Origin of the sequence: Streptomyces sp. VTCC 41912 (assembly GCF_045799175.1) — a bacterium.
Taxonomy (GTDB): Bacteria; Actinomycetota; Actinomycetes; order Streptomycetales; family Streptomycetaceae; genus Streptomyces; species Streptomyces albulus_C.
Genome location: NZ_JBJMAB010000050.1, coordinates 1 through 16,559, shown reverse-complemented (window position 1 = coordinate 16,559; position 16,559 = coordinate 1). Strand labels below are relative to the sequence as shown.

Here is a 16,559-nt window from a genome sequence, read left to right as displayed (position 1 = left end):
TCGCGCTACAGGTCGGACTGGCCGTTGAGCGCGGCCCGCACGAGGTCTGCCACTGTCATCGAGTCGACGGATTCGCCGTCGTCGTCCGCGGGCCGGCCGTCGCGCCCGGCGAGCTGGAGCAGGGGTTCCAGGACCCCGATCTCCCGCAGTTGGTCCAGGGGCACGGTGGCCAGCAGGGCCCGGATCTCCGTCTCGTCGTCGGATGCGGCCGGCTCGTCCGGGAAGAGCCCGGCGAGGAGGTGCTCCCCCAGGGCCTGGGGGGTCGGGTGGTCGAAGACCAGCGTCGCCGGCAGGTTCAGGCCGGTCGCCGCGCCCAGTTGGTTGCGCAGTTCGACGGCGCCGAGGGAGTCGACGCCGAGGTCGCGGAAGGACCGTTCGGCGGCGACGGCGTCGACGTCGGGGTAGCCGAGCACCTGCGCGGTGCGGGTGCGCACCAGGTCGACGACGGTGTCCGGGCGGCGGGCGGGCGGCAGCGCGGCGAGCCGGGCGGCGAGTCCGCCGGCGTCCGCGGTCGCCGTCTCCGCCTGCGCGGCGACCGCCTCGCGGTAGCCGGGGAACTCCCGCAGCAGCGCGCTGGGTCGGCTCCCGGCGAAGGCCCCGGCGAACCGGTCGAGGGCCACGTCGGCGACGACCGCGGTGGGCTCCTTCCCGGTGACCAGGCGCAGCAGGGCCTCGACGGCGAGGTCCGGGTCCATCGCGCCGACGCCGGCCCGCCGCGCGGCCCCTTCCGCGCCGTCGGCGCCGGCCATGCCGCCGCCTCCCCAGGCGCCCCACGAGACCGAGGTGGCGGGCAGGCCGAGCGTGCGGCGCTGTTCGGCGAGGGCGTCCAGGACGGCGTTGGCCGCGGCGTAGTTGGCCTGGCCGGGGTTGCCGACCGCGCTGGAGGCGGAGGAGAACAGGACGAACGCGGCCAGGTCGCGGTCGCGGGTCAGCTCGTCCAGCAGCAGTGCCGAGGTGACCTTGGCGCGGAACACCTCCTGGAACCGTTCGGGGGTGAGCCGGTCCAGGACGCCGTCGTCGAGGACGCCGGCGGCGTGCACCACCCCGGTCAGCGGCCGGTCGTCGGGGACGGCGGCCAGGACGGCGGCGAGTTGGTGGCGGTCGGCGACGTCGCAGGCGGTGACGGTGACGTCGGTGCCCAACCCGTCGAGTTCGGCGCGCAGTTCGGCGGCGCCGGGGGCGTCGGGGCCGCGTCGGCTGAGCAGCACGAGGTGCTGGACGCCGTCCTTGGCCAGGCGGCGGGCGACGTGCGCGCCGAGGGCGCCGGTGCCGCCGGTGACCAGGACGGTGCCGGTCGGGTGCCAGGGCTCGGCGGACCTGCGGTCGGGCGCGGGGACCAGGCGGCGGGCGAGCACCGCGGTGCCGCGCACGGCCACCTGGTCCTCGCCGTCGAGGCCGGCCAGGACGGCGGCGAGGCCGGCCGCGGACCGCTGGTCGGGGTCCTCGGGCAGGTCCACCAGGCCGCCCCAGCGCTGCGGGTGCTCCAGGGCGGCGACCCGGCCCAGGCCCCAGACGGCGGCCTGTAGCGGTCGCCGCGGCCGGTCGGTGCGGCCGGCGGAGACGGCGCCGCGGGTGACGCACCACAGCGGTGCGTCGATGCCGGCGTCGCCGAGGGCCTGGAGGAGCGTGGTGGTCAGGGCGGTGCCTTCGGGTACCGCGCCGGCGCAGGTGTCGCGCAGGGCCAGCAGGGAGACCACGCCGCCGAAGCGGGTGCCGTCGGCGGCCCGGGCGCGCAGGGCGCCGGCCAGTGCGGTCCGGTCGGCGGTGGCGACCTCGACGTGCACGAGGTGGGTGCCGAGGCCGTCGAGGGTGGTGGTCACCCAGGGGTCGTCGGTCAGTCCCTCGGGGACCACGGCCAGCCAGGTGCCGCTGAGCGCCTTGCGGTGCGCCAGGGCGGCGCCGGTGAGCCGCTGCCACACGATCCGGTGCCGCCAGGCGGCCAGTCGGGACTCGTCGGCCTGGCGGCTGCGCCAGTCCATGAGGGCCGGCAGCACCTTGGAGAGCGCGTCGCCCTCGACGTCGAGTACGGATTCCAACGCGGTGAAGTCCTCCTGTGCGACGGCGTCCCAGAAGGCCGCGTCGGTCTCGGTGGACCCGCCGGCCGCCGCCGCGGGCGCGGCCGTCCCGGGGAGGGCCTCCGGCCAGAAGCGGCCGCGTTGGAAGGGGTACGTCGGCAGGTCCAGCCATCGGGCGGCGCGGTCGGCGAAGACGGCGTCCCAGCGCGGGCCGGCGCCGTGGACGTGCAGCTGTGCCAGGGCGTCGATCAGCGTCTCGTCCTCGCCGCGGGTGCGGCGCAGGGTCGCCACGACCACCGCGTCCGGTGCGGACCGGCCGGCCATCGCGGACAGGACGGCGTCCGGGCCTACTTCCAGGAAGAGCCGGACGCCGCGGTCGGCCAGGGTCCGCACGCCGTCGGCGAACCGTACGGTGGCGCGGACGTGGCGCACCCAGTAGTCGGCGGTGCACAGTTCCGCGGCGTCGGCCACGTCGCCGGTGAGGTTGGACACCACCGGGATGCGCGGCGGCTGGTACTCCAGGCCCTCGGCGACGGTCCGGAAGCGGTCCAGCATCGGCTCCATGAGCGGGGAGTGGAAGGCGTGGCTGACCCGCAGCCGGGTGGTGCGGCGGCCCCGTGCGGCCAGGTCGTCGGCGAGGGCGGTCACCGCGTCGTCGGTGCCGGAGAGGACGACGGAGGTGGGGCCGTTGACCGCGGCGAGGCAGACGCCGTCGGTGAGCAGCCCGGTGACCTCGTCCTCGGCGGCCTCGACGGCGATCATGGCGCCGCCGGTCGGCAGTTCCTGCATCAGGGCGGCGCGGGCGGCGACCAGGCGGCAGGCGTCGTCCAGCGAGAGGACGCCGGCGACGTGGGCGGCGGCGAGTTCGCCGACGGAGTGGCCGGCGACGAAGTCGGGCCGCACGCCCCAGGATTCGAGCAGGCGGTACAGCGCGACCTCGACGGCGAACAGTGCGGGCTGGGCGTGGCCGGTGGCGTGCAGTGCCGCCTCGTCCGTGCCCCAGACGACGTCCCGCAGGGGCACGCCGAGCAGGCCGTCCAGTCGGGCCAGGACCGCGTCGAAGGCGGCGGCGAACGCCGGATGCCGGTCGTGGAGTTCACGGCCCATGCCGAGCCGTTGGGAGCCCTGACCGGAGAAGAGCACGGCGCGCTTGCCGGTGCGCTGGAGGTGGTGCACGGCGGTGTGTGCGGTGCCGGGGTGCCGGGTGGTGGCCGTGCTGCCCTCGGCGACGGCCGTGAGGGCGGTGCGCAGGGCGTCGTGGTCGGTGGCGGTGACGGCGGCGCGGTGTTCGAAGGCGGCCCGGGTCGTCGCCAGCGAGTAGGCCAGGTCGGTGGGGCGGGCGTCGGGGTGCGCGGCGAGGTGGGCCAGGAGGCGGCGGGCCTGGTCGCGCAGGGCGTTCTGGGAGCGGGCGGAGAGCAGGAACGGCAGCGGCGTGCCGTCGTGCGCGGGAGGGGCGGGGGCCGCGTCGAGCGGGGACTGTTCCAGGATGGCGTGGGCGTTGGTGCCGCTGGCGCCGAAGGAGGAGACCGCGGCGCGGCGCGGGCGGTCGGTGTCGGGCCAGGGCGTGTGGGCGGTGAGCAGGTGGGCGGTGCCGGCGGTCCAGTCGACGTGCGACGAGGGGTTCTCGGCATAGAGGGAGCGCGGCAGTTGGCCGTGCTGCATGGCGAGGACCATCTTGATGACCCCGCCGACGCCGGAGGCGGCCTGGGTGTGGCCGATGTTGGCCTTCAGCGAGCCGAGCAGTACGGGTGTGGCGCGGTCCTGTCCGTAGGTGGCGAGGAGGGCCTGCGCCTCGATGGGGTCGCCGAGTGTGGTGCCGGTGCCGTGCGCCTCGACGGCGTCGACGTCGGCGGAGCGCAGGCCGGCGTTGGCGAGGGCCTGGCGGATGACGCGCTGCTGGGCGGGGCCGCTGGGGGCGGTCAGGCCGTTGGAGGCGCCGTCCTGGTTGATGGCGGAGCCGCGGAGGACGGCGAGGACGCGGTGGCCGTTGCGGCGGGCGTCGGAGAGCCGTTCGACGACGAGCATGCCCACGCCCTCGGACCAGCCGGTGCCGTTGGCGTCGTCGGAGAAGGCGCGGCAGCGGCCGTCGGGCGACAGGGCGCCCTGGGCGCTGAACTCGACGAAGCCCACCGGGGTGGCCATCACGGTGACGCCGCCGGCCAGCGCGATCGTGCATTCGCCGGCGCGCAGGGCCTGGGCGGCCAGGTGCAGGGCGACCAGTGACGAGGAGCAGGCGGTGTCGACGGACACCGTGGGGCCCTGGATGCCGAAGGTGTAGGCGAGGCGGCCGGAGAGCAGGCTGGCGGACTGGGCGGTCTGCCACTGCCCGGCCTCCTCCGGCGGCCGGTAGTCGCCCGAGCCGCCGCCGACGAAGACGCCGGTGGTGCCGCTGCCGCGCAGGGTCGTCGGGTCGATGCCGGCGCGTTCCAGGGCTTCCCAGGACGTTTCGAGCAGGATCCGCTGCTGCGGGTCCATCACCAGGGCCTCGCGCGGCGAGATGCCGAACAGGCCGGGGTCGAAGTCGGTGGCGTCGTGGAGGAATCCGCCCTGGAGGGTGGCGCTGCGGCCGGGCCCGTCGCCGGCGAGGGCGGTCAGGTCCCAGCCGCGGTCGGTGGGGAAGTCGCCGACCGCGTCGACGCCGTCGCTCATCAGCTGCCACAGGTCCTCGGGCGAGGTGACGCCGCCGGGGTAGCGGCAGGCCATGCCGACGATGACGATCGGGTCGTCGCCGGTGACGGCCGGGGCGGCCACCGGCGCGGCGGGGTCGACGGCGTCGGTGGCGCCGGTGACGAGTCGGGTGCGCAGGTGGGCGGCGAGCGCGGTCGGGTGGGGGTGGTCGAAGACGAGGGTGGCGGGCAGGGTCAGGCCGGTGGCCGTGGCGAGTTGGTTGCGCAGGTCCACCGCGGTCAGCGAGTCGAAGCCCAGGTCCCGGAAGGGCAGGTCGGGTTCGAGGAGGTCGTGGTCGGCATGGCCGAGGACGGTGGCGGCCTTGTCGGTGACGAGGTCCAGCAGGATGCGGCCGTGGTCGGCGGCGGGCTGGGCGGCGAGCCAGCGGCCGTAGTCGCCGGCCGCGGTCTGCCGGTCGGCGTGCTCCCGGGCGGCCTCGGCGAGTGCGGTGCGGGCCTCGGGCAACGCGTCGAACAGGGCGGTGGGACGGGCCTCGTGGTGGCGGGGCGCGAAGGTCTCCCAGCGGACGTCGACGACGGCCTCGGCGGCGGTGCCGTCGGCGACGGCCCGGCCGAGGGCGGCCAGGGCGGTGTCCGCGTCCTGCACCGGCAGGCCGTTCACGCGCAGGTGGGCGGCGAGGGACGGGTCGGCCAGCTCGGACCAGGCGCCCCAGGCGACGGCCAGGGCCGGGGTGCCGCGGTGGCGGCAGGCGCGGGCGAGGGCGTCGAGGTAGGCGCCGGACGCGGCTTCGGCGGCCCGGCCGCGCACCCCCCAGACTCCGGCGAGCGAGCCGAAGAGGACGAAGGCGTCCAGGGGCCGTCCGGTGAGGGCCGCGCCGAGGGCGGTGACGGGGGCGAGCGTGGCGGCGAGGTCGGCCGCGGCGTCGGGGGCGGCGTCGGTCTCCGGTGCGTGGACGACCGCGGTGAGCGGGGTGTCGGTGGTGAGCCCGTCGAGGAGGGCGGCGTAGCCGTCGGGGTCGGTGGGGTCGTGGGCCAGGACGGTGAGGTGGGCGCCGAGCGCGGCCAGTTCGGCCGTCAGGGCCTCGGTGGCGGTGGTGTGCGCGGTGGGGTCGGAGGTGGTGAGGACGAGGTGGCGGGCGCCTTCGCGGGCCAGCCAGCGGGCGGCCAGGCCGCCCATGGTGCCGGTGCCGCCGACGACCAGGACGGTGCCGGTGGGCCGCCAGGCGGCGGCCTCGGGGGCGTCGGGGGCGGCGGGTGTGCGGACCAGCCGGCGGCCGTGGACGCCGGTGGCGCGGACCGCGACCTCGCGTTCGGCGCCCGGTGCGGCGAGGTGCGCGGCGAGGTGCGCGGCGGCCCGGTCGTCGGCATCGGAGGGCAGGTCGGCCAGGCCCCCGAAACGGTCCGGGTGTTCCAGTGCGGCGACCCGGCCCAGGCCCCACAGGGCGGCCTGGCCGACGGCGGTCGGGGCCTCCCCCGCGACCTGGACGGCGCCGCGGGTGACGCACCACAGGGGCGCGTCGACGCCGGCCTCGTCCAAGGTGGCGAGGAGGGTGGCGGGCCGTGCCGCCTCGTCCGGCAGGGCGTCACGGGCGGCGGCGAGCAGGGAGACGACGGTGCGCCAGCCGTCGCTGCCCGGCCGCGTCAACTGCTCTTCGAGGGCGTCCGGTTCGACCGCGACCGTGTCGGTGCCGAGGGCGTCGACGACGGCACGCACCCAGGCGGTGTCGGTGTGTCCGGTCGGGACGAGGACCAGGGCGCGGCCGGTGGGCGCCGCCGGCTCCGGCGTCGGGAGCGCGGACCAGGTGTCGTGGTAGCGCCACTGGGCGGCGGCGGAGGCGGCGCCGTGCCGCCGGCGCCAGGCGGACAGGGCCGGCACCATCGCGGTGACGGTGCCGTCGTCCAGGTCGAGGGAGGCGGCCAGGCCCGCCAGGTCGGCGCGTTCGACGGCGGTCCAGAAGGCGGCGTCGGCCGGGTCCTGCGGGGGGTCCGCGGGCGCGCCGGGTTCGGGCCAGAACCGCTCCCGTTGGAAGGCGTAGGTGGGCAGTGCGGTGCGGTGGCCGCCGGTGGCCTCGAAGTAGGCGGCCCAGGACGGGCCGGCGCCGTGGACGTGCAGGGTGGCCAGGCCCTCCAGGAGGGCGAGGTCCCCGGCGCGGTCGCGGCGCTGGAGCGGCACGACCACGGCCGGTGCGGTGGCCCCGAGGGCGTCGAGGGTCTGCTCGGCCAGGGCGGACAGCACGCCGTCGGGGCCGATCTCCACGTAGGTGGTGGTGCCGGCGTCGTGCAGGGCGCGCAGGCCGTCGGCGAACCGGACGGTCTCGCGGACGTGCCGCACCCAGTGCTCCGGGGTGCACGGTCCGGCGTCGGCCGGGGCGCCGCGGAGGCAGGAGACGAACGGGATGCGCGGTGCGCAGTAGGTGAGGGACTCCGCGACCCGGGCGAACTCCGCCAGCATCGGGTCCATCAGCGGCGAGTGGAAGGCGTGGCTGACCGTGAGGCGCCGGGTGCGGCGGCCGTCGGCGGCGAGCCGGTCGGCGAGGGCGCGGACGGCGTCGTCGGCGCCCGCGACGACCACGGACCGGGGTCCGTTGACCGCGGCGAGCGCGACGCCGCCGGTGAGCAGCGGCGTCACCTCGTCCTCGGTGGCCTCGACGGCCACCATGGCGCCCCCGGGCGGCAGTTGCTGCATGAGCGCGGCGCGGGCGGCGACCAGACGGCAGGCGTCCTGAAGGGACAGCACCCCGGCGACGTGCGCGGCGGCGATCTCGCCGATCGAGTGGCCGGCGACGTGGTCGGGGGTCAGCTGCCAGGACTCGGCGAGCCGGTAGAGGGCGACCTCGACGGCGAACAGCGCGGGCTGGGTGTGGCCGGTCTCGTCCAGCAGCGCGGCCTCGGCGGAGCCCGGTGCGGCGAACAGCACCTCGCGCAGCGGAACGTCCAGCACGGTGTCGAACTGGGCGAGGACCGCGTCCAGCGCCTCGGCGTAGGCCGGGAAGTGCCGGTACAGGTCGTGGCCCATCCGGGCGTGCTGGGCGCCCTGTCCGGAGAACAGGAACGCGGTGCGGCCGGGGGTGCGGGGCGCGGTGGCGCGGGCGGCCTCGCGCACGCCGTCGGGGCCGGCGAGCAGCACCGCGCGGTGGGCGAAGAGCGTGCGGTCGGTGGCGAGCGAGCGGCCGAGGTCCGGCGGGAGCGCGTCGGGGTGGGCGGCGAAGTGGGCGGTGAACCGGTCGAGTTGGGCCTGGAGCGCCGCGCGGCTGCGGCCGGAGAGGATCCACGGGACGACGGCGGGGGCCGGCTGCGGCACGGGGGCGGTGGTCGGGGCGTCGGTGGCGGGGGCCTGTTCGACGACGACGTGGGCGTTGGTGCCGCTGACGCCGAAGGCGGAGACGCCGGCGCGCCGGGGCCGACCCGTCGCCGGCCAGGGCCGGGCGTCGTCGAGCAGCGCGACGGTGCCGCCGCTCCAGTCGACGTGGCGGGACGGGGTGCCCACGTGCAGGGACTTCGGCAGGGTGCCGTGGCCCATCGCCAGCAGCATCTTGATGACGCCGGCGGCGCCGGCGGCGGCCTGGGTGTGTCCGAGGTTGGACTTGACGGTGCCGAGCAGCAGCGGGCGTTCGGCGTCCCGGTTCCGGCCGTAGGCGGCGATCAGGGCCCGGGCCTCGATCGGGTCGCCGAGGGTGGTGCCGGTGCCGTGCGCCTCGACCGCGTCGACGTCGGCGGGGACCAGGCAGGCGTCGGCCAGTGCCTGGGCGATGACGCGCTGTTGGGACAGGCCGTTGGGGGCGGTCAGGCCGTTGGAGGCGCCGTCCTGGTTGACGGCGGTGCCGCGGATCAGGCCGAGGACCGGGTGGCCGTTGCGGCGGGCGTCGGAGAGGCGTTCCAGGACGAGGATGCCGACGCCCTCGGACCAGGCGGTGCCGTCGGCGGCGTCGGAGAACGCCTTGCAGCGGCCGTCGGGCGCCAGTCCGCCCTGGGTGGAGAACTCCACGAAGGAGTCGGGGCTCGCCATCACCGAGACGCCGCCGGCGACGACGAGGTCGCACTCGCCGGTGCGCAGCGCCCGGCCGGCCCAGTGCAGGGCGACGAGCGAGGAGGAGCAGGCGGTGTCGACGGTGACGGCCGGGCCTTCGAGGCCGAGCGCGTAGGAGAGCCGGCCGGACATCACGCTGGCGGTGTTGCCGGTGGCGACGTAGCCGGCCACGTCCGAGGCGGAGCGGCGCAGCAGGGTCGGGTAGTCCTGGCCGTTGGTGCCGACGAAGACGCCGGTGCTGGAGCCGCGCAGCGCGGTCGGGTCGATGCCGGCCCGTTCCAGCGCCTCCCAGGTGGTTTCCAGCAGCAGCCGCTGCTGGGGGTCCATGGCCAGCGCCTCGCGGGGCGAGATGCCGAAGAACCGGGCGTCGAAGTCGGCGACGCCGGAGAGGAATCCGCCGTCCAGAGTGTCGGAGGCGCCGGCGGCGAGGTCCCAGCCGCGGTCGTCGGGGAAGCGGCTGATGCCGTCCCGGCCGTCGTCGAGGAGGTGCCAGAACTCTTCGGGGGTGGTGACGCCGCCGGGGAAGCGGCAGCCGATGCCGATGACGGCGACCGGGTCGTCGTCGGTGGCGGCGGTGGGGACGGCGGTGGTGGTGTCCGCGGGCAGGGTGCCGAGGAGTTCGGCGAGCAGGAAGTCCGCCATCTCGCGCGGTGTGGGCAGGTCGTAGACCAGGGTGGCGGGCAGGCTCAGGCCGGTGGCGGCGTTGAGGGCGTTGCGCAGTTCCAGGATGGTCAGCGAGTCGAAGCCCAGGTCGCGGAAGGCCCGGTCGTCGTCGACGGTGTGCGGGTCGGCGTGTCCGAGGACGGCGGCGACCTGGGCGCGCAGCAGGTCCAGGAGGGCTGCCGGGCGTTCGGGGGCGGGCAGTTCGGCCAGCCGCTGCCGCAGGTCGTCGGCGGCGCCGGTGGGGGCCGCCGGGAGGGCGCGGGCGGTCTCGGGGAGGTCGGCGACGAACGGCAGCGGGCGCAGCGCGGCGAACGCGCGCAGGTACCGCTCCCAGTCGAGGTCGACGACGGTGACGGTGGTGTCGTCGTGGGCGACGGCGCGCAGCAGGGCGTGCACGGCGCGTTCGGGGGCGAGCGGTTCGAAGCCGCCGCGCCGCACCCGGTCGGTCAGTTCGGCGTCGTCGGCGACCATGCCGGAGCCGGCCCACGGGCCCCAGGCCACGGACAGCGCGGTCCGGCCGCGGGCGCGGCGGTGGGCGGCGAGCGCGTCCAAGTGGGCGTTGGCCGCGGCGTAGTTGCCCTGGCCGGCGGCGCCGAGCACGCCGGCGGTCGAGGAGAACAGCACGAACGCGGCGAGGTCCAGGTCGGCGGTGAGTTCGTCCAGGTGGTGGGCGGCGACGGTCTTGGCGCGCAGCACGGCCGCGAAGTGCTCCGGGGCGAGCGCGTCCAGGACGTGGTCCTCGACGACGCCGGCGGTGTGGAACACCGCGTACAGCGGGGCGTCGTCGGGCACCTCGGCGAGGAGCGCGGCCAGGGCGTCGCGGTCGGCGGCGTCGCAGGCGGCGAGGGTGACCCGGGCGCCGAGTTCCTCCAGTTCGGCGCGGAGCGCTTCGGCGCCGGGCGCGTCGGGTCCGCGGCGGCTGGTGAGCAGCAGGTGGGCGGCGCCGTCCCGGGCCAGGCGGCGGGCGAGGTGGCCGCCGATGCCGCCGGTGCCGCCGGTGATCAGGACGGTGCCGGCCGCCGGATCGAACGGGGTGCGGGTCGCGTCCGGGCCGGCGGGGGCGTGCGCGAGGCGGCGCAGGAAGACGCCGGACGGCCGGACGGCCACCGCGTCCTCGCCGTCGTTCGCCGCGAGCACCGCGCGCAGCCGGCGTGCGGCCGTTTGGTCCATGGTGGCGGGCAGGTCGACGGTGCCGCCGAACCGGGCGGGCAGTTCCAGGGCGACGGTGCGCCCGAGGCCCCAGACGGCGGCCTGGTCGGGGGCGGTGAGCCGCTCGGTGCGGCCGACGGCGACGGCGCCGCGGGTGACGTTCCACAGCGGGGCGTCGATCCCGGCGTCGCCGAGGGCCTGGACGGCGGTGGTGGTGAGGGTGAGGGCGGCGGGCGCGCCGGGGTGGCCGGCGTCGCCGGGGGCGAGCGGCAGGAGGGACAGCACGCCGCTGAAGGGGTCCTCGTCGCCGGCCGCCGCGGTGATCCGGGCGGCCAGCTCGGTCCGGTCGGCGGTGGCGACGGCGAGCCGGACGGTGGCGGTGCCGAGGGCGTCCGCGACGTCGGTGGCCCAGGCGGCGGTGGCCTCGTCCCGGTGGTCGTGCGGGACGAGGACGAGCCAGCGGCCGGCGGGGGCGGCGGGTGCGGTGGCGGCGCCGCGCGGCTTCCAGGTGACGCGGTAGCGCCAGGAGTCCAGTTCGGTCTGCTCGCCGCGGCGGCGGCGCCAGGCGGTGAGTGCAGGGACCATGGCGGTGACGGTCGCGTCGTCCAGGTCCAGGGAGGCCGTGAGGGCGGCGACGTCGTCGCGCTCCACGGCGGCCCAGAACTCGGCGTCGAGGGCGGAGCCGGTCGGGCCGGCCGGGCCGGCCGGTGTCGCTGCGGTGGTGTCGGGCCAGTAGCGCTCGCGTTGGAACGCGTAGGTCGGCAGGGCCAGGCGGCGCGCGCCGTGTTCGGCGAAGTGGGCGGTCCAGTCGACGGCCGTGCCGTGGGCGTGGGCCGCGGCGACGGCGGTGAGCAGGGTCCGCTGCTCGGGCCGGTCGGCGCGCAGGGTCGGCAGCAGTGCCGTGCGGGACGGGTCGGTGAGGCTCTCCCGGGCCATGGCGGTCAGGACGCCGTCCGGGCCGAGTTCCAGGAAGGTGCGGACATCGCCCTGGGTGGCCAGCCAGTCGATGCCGTCGGCGAAGCGGACGGCGGCGCGGACGTGCCGGACCCAGTAGTCGGGCGTGCCGATCTGGTCGGCGGTGGCCGGGCCGCCGCTGACGTTCGACACCAGTGGGATGGTCGGCGGGTGGTAGGTGAGGCCGCGGGCGACGGCGGCGAAGTCGTCGAGCATGGCGTCCATCAGCGGCGAGTGGAAGGCGTGGCTCACCCGCAGCCGCTTGGTGCGCCGCCCGTCGGCGGCGAAGGCGGCGGCGAGCGCGAGGACGTCCTCCTCGTGCCCGGCGACGACCACCGACCGGGGCCCGTTGACGGCGGCCACCGACACCCGGTCGGTGAGGTCCGCGAGGTGCGGGAGGACCTCGTCCTCGGCCGCTTCCAGGGCGACCATGGCGCCGCCCTCGGGCAGTGCCTGCATGAGTCGGCCGCGGGCGGCGACCAGGGTGCAGGCGTCGTCCAGCGACAGCACGCCGGCGACGTGCGCGGCGGCGAGTTCGCCGACGGAGTGGCCGGCCAGGTAGTCGGGGGTGACGCCCCAGGACTCCAGCAGGCGGAACAGGGCGACCTCGACGGCGAACAGGGCGGGTTGGGCGTAGCCGGTCCGGTCCAGCAGCGCGGCCTCGGCGGAGCCCGGTGCGGCGAACAGCACCTCGCGCAGCGGCCGCCCCAGGGCGTCGTCGAGCCGGGCCAGGACGGCGTCGAGCGCGTCGGCGAACACCGGGTGGCGGGCGTGGAGTTCGCGGCCGGTGCCGGCCCGCTGGCTGCCCTGGCCGGTGAAGAGGAAGGCGGTCCGGCCGCGCCCGGCGGTGCCCTGGACGAGGCCGGGGTCGGGCCGTCCGTCGCGCAGTGCGTGCAGGGCGCGGACCAGTTCGGCGCGGTCGGTGGCGAGGACCGCGGCCCGGTGCTCCAGCGCGGCGCGCGAGGTGGCGAGGGCGTGCGCGAGGTCGGTGAGGTGGGCGTCGGGGCGCTGTTCGACGAAGGCGAGCAGGCGGGCGGCCTGGGCACGCAGTGCGGCCTCGCCGCGGCCGGAGACGAGCACCGGCACCAGGCCGTCGTGCGGCGGGTCGGCGGGCGCGGCCCCGTCGTCCGCGGGGGCCTGTTCGAGGATGGTGTGGACGTTGGTGCCGCTGATGCCGAAGGAGGAGACGGCGGCGCGGCGCGGTCGGCCGGTCTCGGGCCACGGCGTGCGGGCGGTGAGCAGTCCGATGGCGCCGGAGGACCAGTCGACGTGGGTGGAGGGCCGGTCGATGTGCAGGGACTTGGGCGCCACCCCTTCCTGGAGGGCGCGGACGAGCTTGATGACGCTGGCGACGCCGGACGCCATCTGGGTGTGGCCGATGTTGGACTTCACCGAGCCGAGCAGCAGCGGCCGTTCGGGGTCGCGGTCGGGGCCGTAGGTGGCCAGTAGGGCCTGGGCCTCGATGGGGTCGCCGAGGGCGGTGCCGGTGCCGTGGCCCTCCAGGACGTCGATGTCGCCGGGTTCGACGCCGGAGTTGGCGAGGGCCTGGCGGATGACGCGCTGTTGGGACGGGCCGTTGGGCGCGGTCAGGCCGTTGGAGGCGCCGTCCTGGTTGACGGCGGAGCCGCGGATGACTGCGAGTACCTGGTGCCCGTTGGCGCGGGCGACGGAGAGCCGCTCCAGCAGGACCAGGCCGACGCCCTCGGCGAGGGTCATGCCGTCGGCACCGTCCGCGTACGCCTTGCAGCGGCCGTCCTCGGCGAGGGCGCGCTGCCGGCTGAAGCCGACGAACGACATCGGCGTGGACATGATGCTGACGCCGCCGGCCAGGGCCAGGGAACTCTCCCCGTTGCGCAGGGACTGGCAGGCCAGGTGCAGGGCGACCAGGGAGGAGGAGCAGGCGGTGTCGAGCGTGACGGCGGGGCCCTCGAATCCGAAGAGGTAGGAGACCCGGCCGGACAGCACGCTGGAGAGCGTGCCGGTGATCATGTGGCCTTCGGAGCCCTCGCCGCTGGGCACTCCGGAGGCGTAGTCCTGGTAGCTGGCGCCGACGAAGGTGCCGGTGCGGCTGCCGCGCTGGGCGACCGGGTCGATGCCGGCGTGCTCGAACGCCTCCCAGGCGGTTTCCAGCAGGAGCCGCTGTTGGGGGTCCATGGCGAGCGCCTCGCGCGGCGAGATCCCGAAGAAGCCGGGGTCGAACTCGGCGACGTCGCGCAGGAAGCCGCCCTGCACGGAGTAGGTGCGGCCGGCCCGGTCGGGGTCGGGGTCGTAGAGGCCGTCGGCGTCCCAGCCGCGGTCGGCGGGGAAGCCGGAGATCGCGTCGACCTCGTCCAGGGCGATCCGCCACAGGTCCTCGGCGGAGCTGACGCCGCCGGGGTAGCGGCAGCTCATGCCGATGACGGCGATCGGGTCGTCGTCGGCGGGCGGGCCCGTCGGGACGGCGACGGCGCCGGCGGACCGGGCGCCGGCGAGTTCGCCGTGCAGGAAGGCGGCCAGCGCGGCCGGGTTGGGGTGGTCGAAGACCATCGTCGACGGCAGCGTCAGTCCGGTGACGGACGCCAGCCGGTTGCGCAGGGCCACCGCGGTCAGCGAGTCGAAGCCGATGTCGCGGAAGGCCCGCTGGTCGGTGAGGTCCTCGGCGGAGGACAGTCCGAGGACGGCCGCGGCCTCGGTGCGGACGGTCTCCAGGAGCGTGCGCTGCCGCTCGGCGTCGGACAGGGCGTGCAGGGCGGCGGCGAACTCGCCCCGGGCACCGGCCTCGGCGTCCCGCTCGGCGGTCGCGGTGAGCCGCTGGACGTCCGGGACCTCGTCGAAGAGCGGGGTGGGGCGGCCCGAGGTGTAGACGGGGTGGTACGTCTCCCAGTCGACGTCGGCGACGGCGAGGACCCGCTCGTCGTCGTCCAGCGCCCGCCGCAGGCCGTTCAGGGCGAGCTGCGGGTCCATGAACTCCAAGCCGCTGCGGCGGATCTGCCCGGGGTCGACCCGGCCCAGTTTGAGGTCGTCGGCCCAGATGCCCCAGGACAGCGCCAGGGCCGGCAGTCCGCGGGCCCGCCGGTGCTCGGCGAGCGCCGCGAGGTAGGCGTTGCCGGCGACGTAGGCGGCGTGTGCGCCGCTGCCCCACATGCCGGCGGTGGAGGAGTACAGGACGAAGTCGTCGAGCTCTTCGTCGTCGAGGAGTTCGGCGAGGACCTGGGCGCCGGTGACCTTGGCGTGCAGCACCCGGTCGAAGTCGGCCAGCGTGGTGGCGTCCAGGGTGTGCAGCTCGATGGTGGCGGCGGTGTGGACGACGGTGCGCACGGTGCGGCCGTCGGCCTTGAGGTCGGCGAGCAGTGCGGCGACCGCGTCCCGGTCGGTGATGTCGCAGGCGGCCAGGGTCGCTTCGGTGCCCGACTCCGCCAGTTCCGCGGCGAGTTCGGTGGCGCCGGGGGCTTCCGCGCCGCGCCGGCTGACCAACACGACGTGTGCGGCGCCGCGTGCGGCCAGCCACCGGGCGAGGTGCGGGGCGAGGGTGCCGGAGCCGCCGGTGACCAGGGTCGTGCCGCGCGGCGTCCAGGTCCGGGCGGACGGTCCGGGGGCGGTCTCGGCGCGGACGATGCGCCGGGTGAAGACGCCGGAGGGGCGGACCGCGAGTTGGTCTTCGGCGCCGAGGGCGCCGGACAGCGCGGCGGCGAGTCGGCGGGCGGCCCGGTCGTCGAGGGCGGCGGGCAGGTCGATGGTGCCGCCCCAGCGCTGCGGGTGCTCCAGCGCCGCGGTCCAGCCGACGCCGACGACCTGTGCCTGGACCGGTGCGGTCAGCGCGTCGGCGCGGCCGGTGGAGACCGCGCCACGGGTCAACGCCCATACGGGGGCGTCGATTCCGGTGTCGCCGAGGGCCTGGATCAGGGTCACCGTCAGGGCGGTGCCGAGGACCAGGGAGGTGCCCTGGACGGCGCCGGTCCGCTCGGCCGCGGCGAGGACGGAGACGATGCCGGTCCAGCCGTCGGTCTCCGCCACCACGCCGGCCAGCCGCTCCCCGAGGACGGCCCGGTCCGTGCAGTCCTCGTCCAGGACCAGGCGGCGCACCTGCGCGCCGTGCGCCTCCAACGCCCCGGCGACGTCGGCGTCGTCGATGCCGTCGGCGGTCACCAGCAGCCAGCTGCCGGTCAGGGTCGGGGTCCGCAGCGTGCCGGTGAGCGGCTGCCAGGCGACGCGGTAGCGCCAGGCGTCCACGGTGGAACGGTCGCGGCGCGCCCGGCGCCAGGAGGACAGGGCCGGCAGGACGGCGGCGACGGACCCCTCGTCGGTGCCGAGGGTGGTGGTCAGTGCGGAGACGTCACCGTCCTCGACGGCGGTCCAGAAGGCCGCGTCGTCCGGGTCCGGGGCGCCGTCTGCCGGGACGGGCGGTACCGCCCAGAGGTGTTCGCGTTGGAAGGCGTAGGTGGGCAGGTCGACGCGGGACGCCCCGGTCCCTGCGAACAGCGCTGCCCAGTCGACGTCCACCCCGCGCACGAAGACCTCGGCGGCCGACAGCAGGAAGCGGTCCGCGCCGCCCTGGTCCCGGCGCAGCGTGCCGGCGGCCACGGCCGGCACCCCGGCCTCGTCGATCGCTTCCTGCACCGCCATCGACAGCACCGGGTGCGAGCTGACCTCGACGAACGCCCGGTGCTCCGCCGCCAGCAACTCCTGCACCGCGTCGGCGAACCGGACCCGTCCGCGCAGGTTGCTGAACCAGTAGCCGGCGTCCAGCTCCGTGGTGTCCAGCCAGTCCCCGGTCACCGTCGAGAAGAACGGCACCTCCGACGGCTCGGGTGCCAGGTCCGCCAGCACCGCCAGGAGTTCCTCATGCAGGTCCTCGACCTGGTGGGAGTGGGAGGCGTAGTCCACCGCGATCCGGCGGGCCCGGACGTCGTCGGCGGTGAGCCGGGCGTGCAGGGCGTCGAGCGCCTCGGGCTCGCCCGCGACCACGACGGACCGCGGGCCGTTGACGGCGGCCACCGACACCCGCCCGTCGAACTCGCCCAGCCGCGACTCCACCTCCTCGACCGCCAACGCGACGGACATCATCCCACCCCGCCCCGCCAACGCCCGCCCAATCGCCTGACTGCGCAACGCCACCACCCGCGCACCATCACGCAACGACAACCC

1 protein-coding gene is annotated in these 16,559 nt (G+C 76.6%); it reads right to left on the bottom strand.

From position 1 onward, the window contains the following. Positions 1-5: 5 nt before the first annotated feature. On the bottom strand, positions 6-16,559 hold a 16,554-nt coding region (locus ACJ6WD_RS37280; protein WP_407617468.1), incomplete at its 5' end, for a type I polyketide synthase.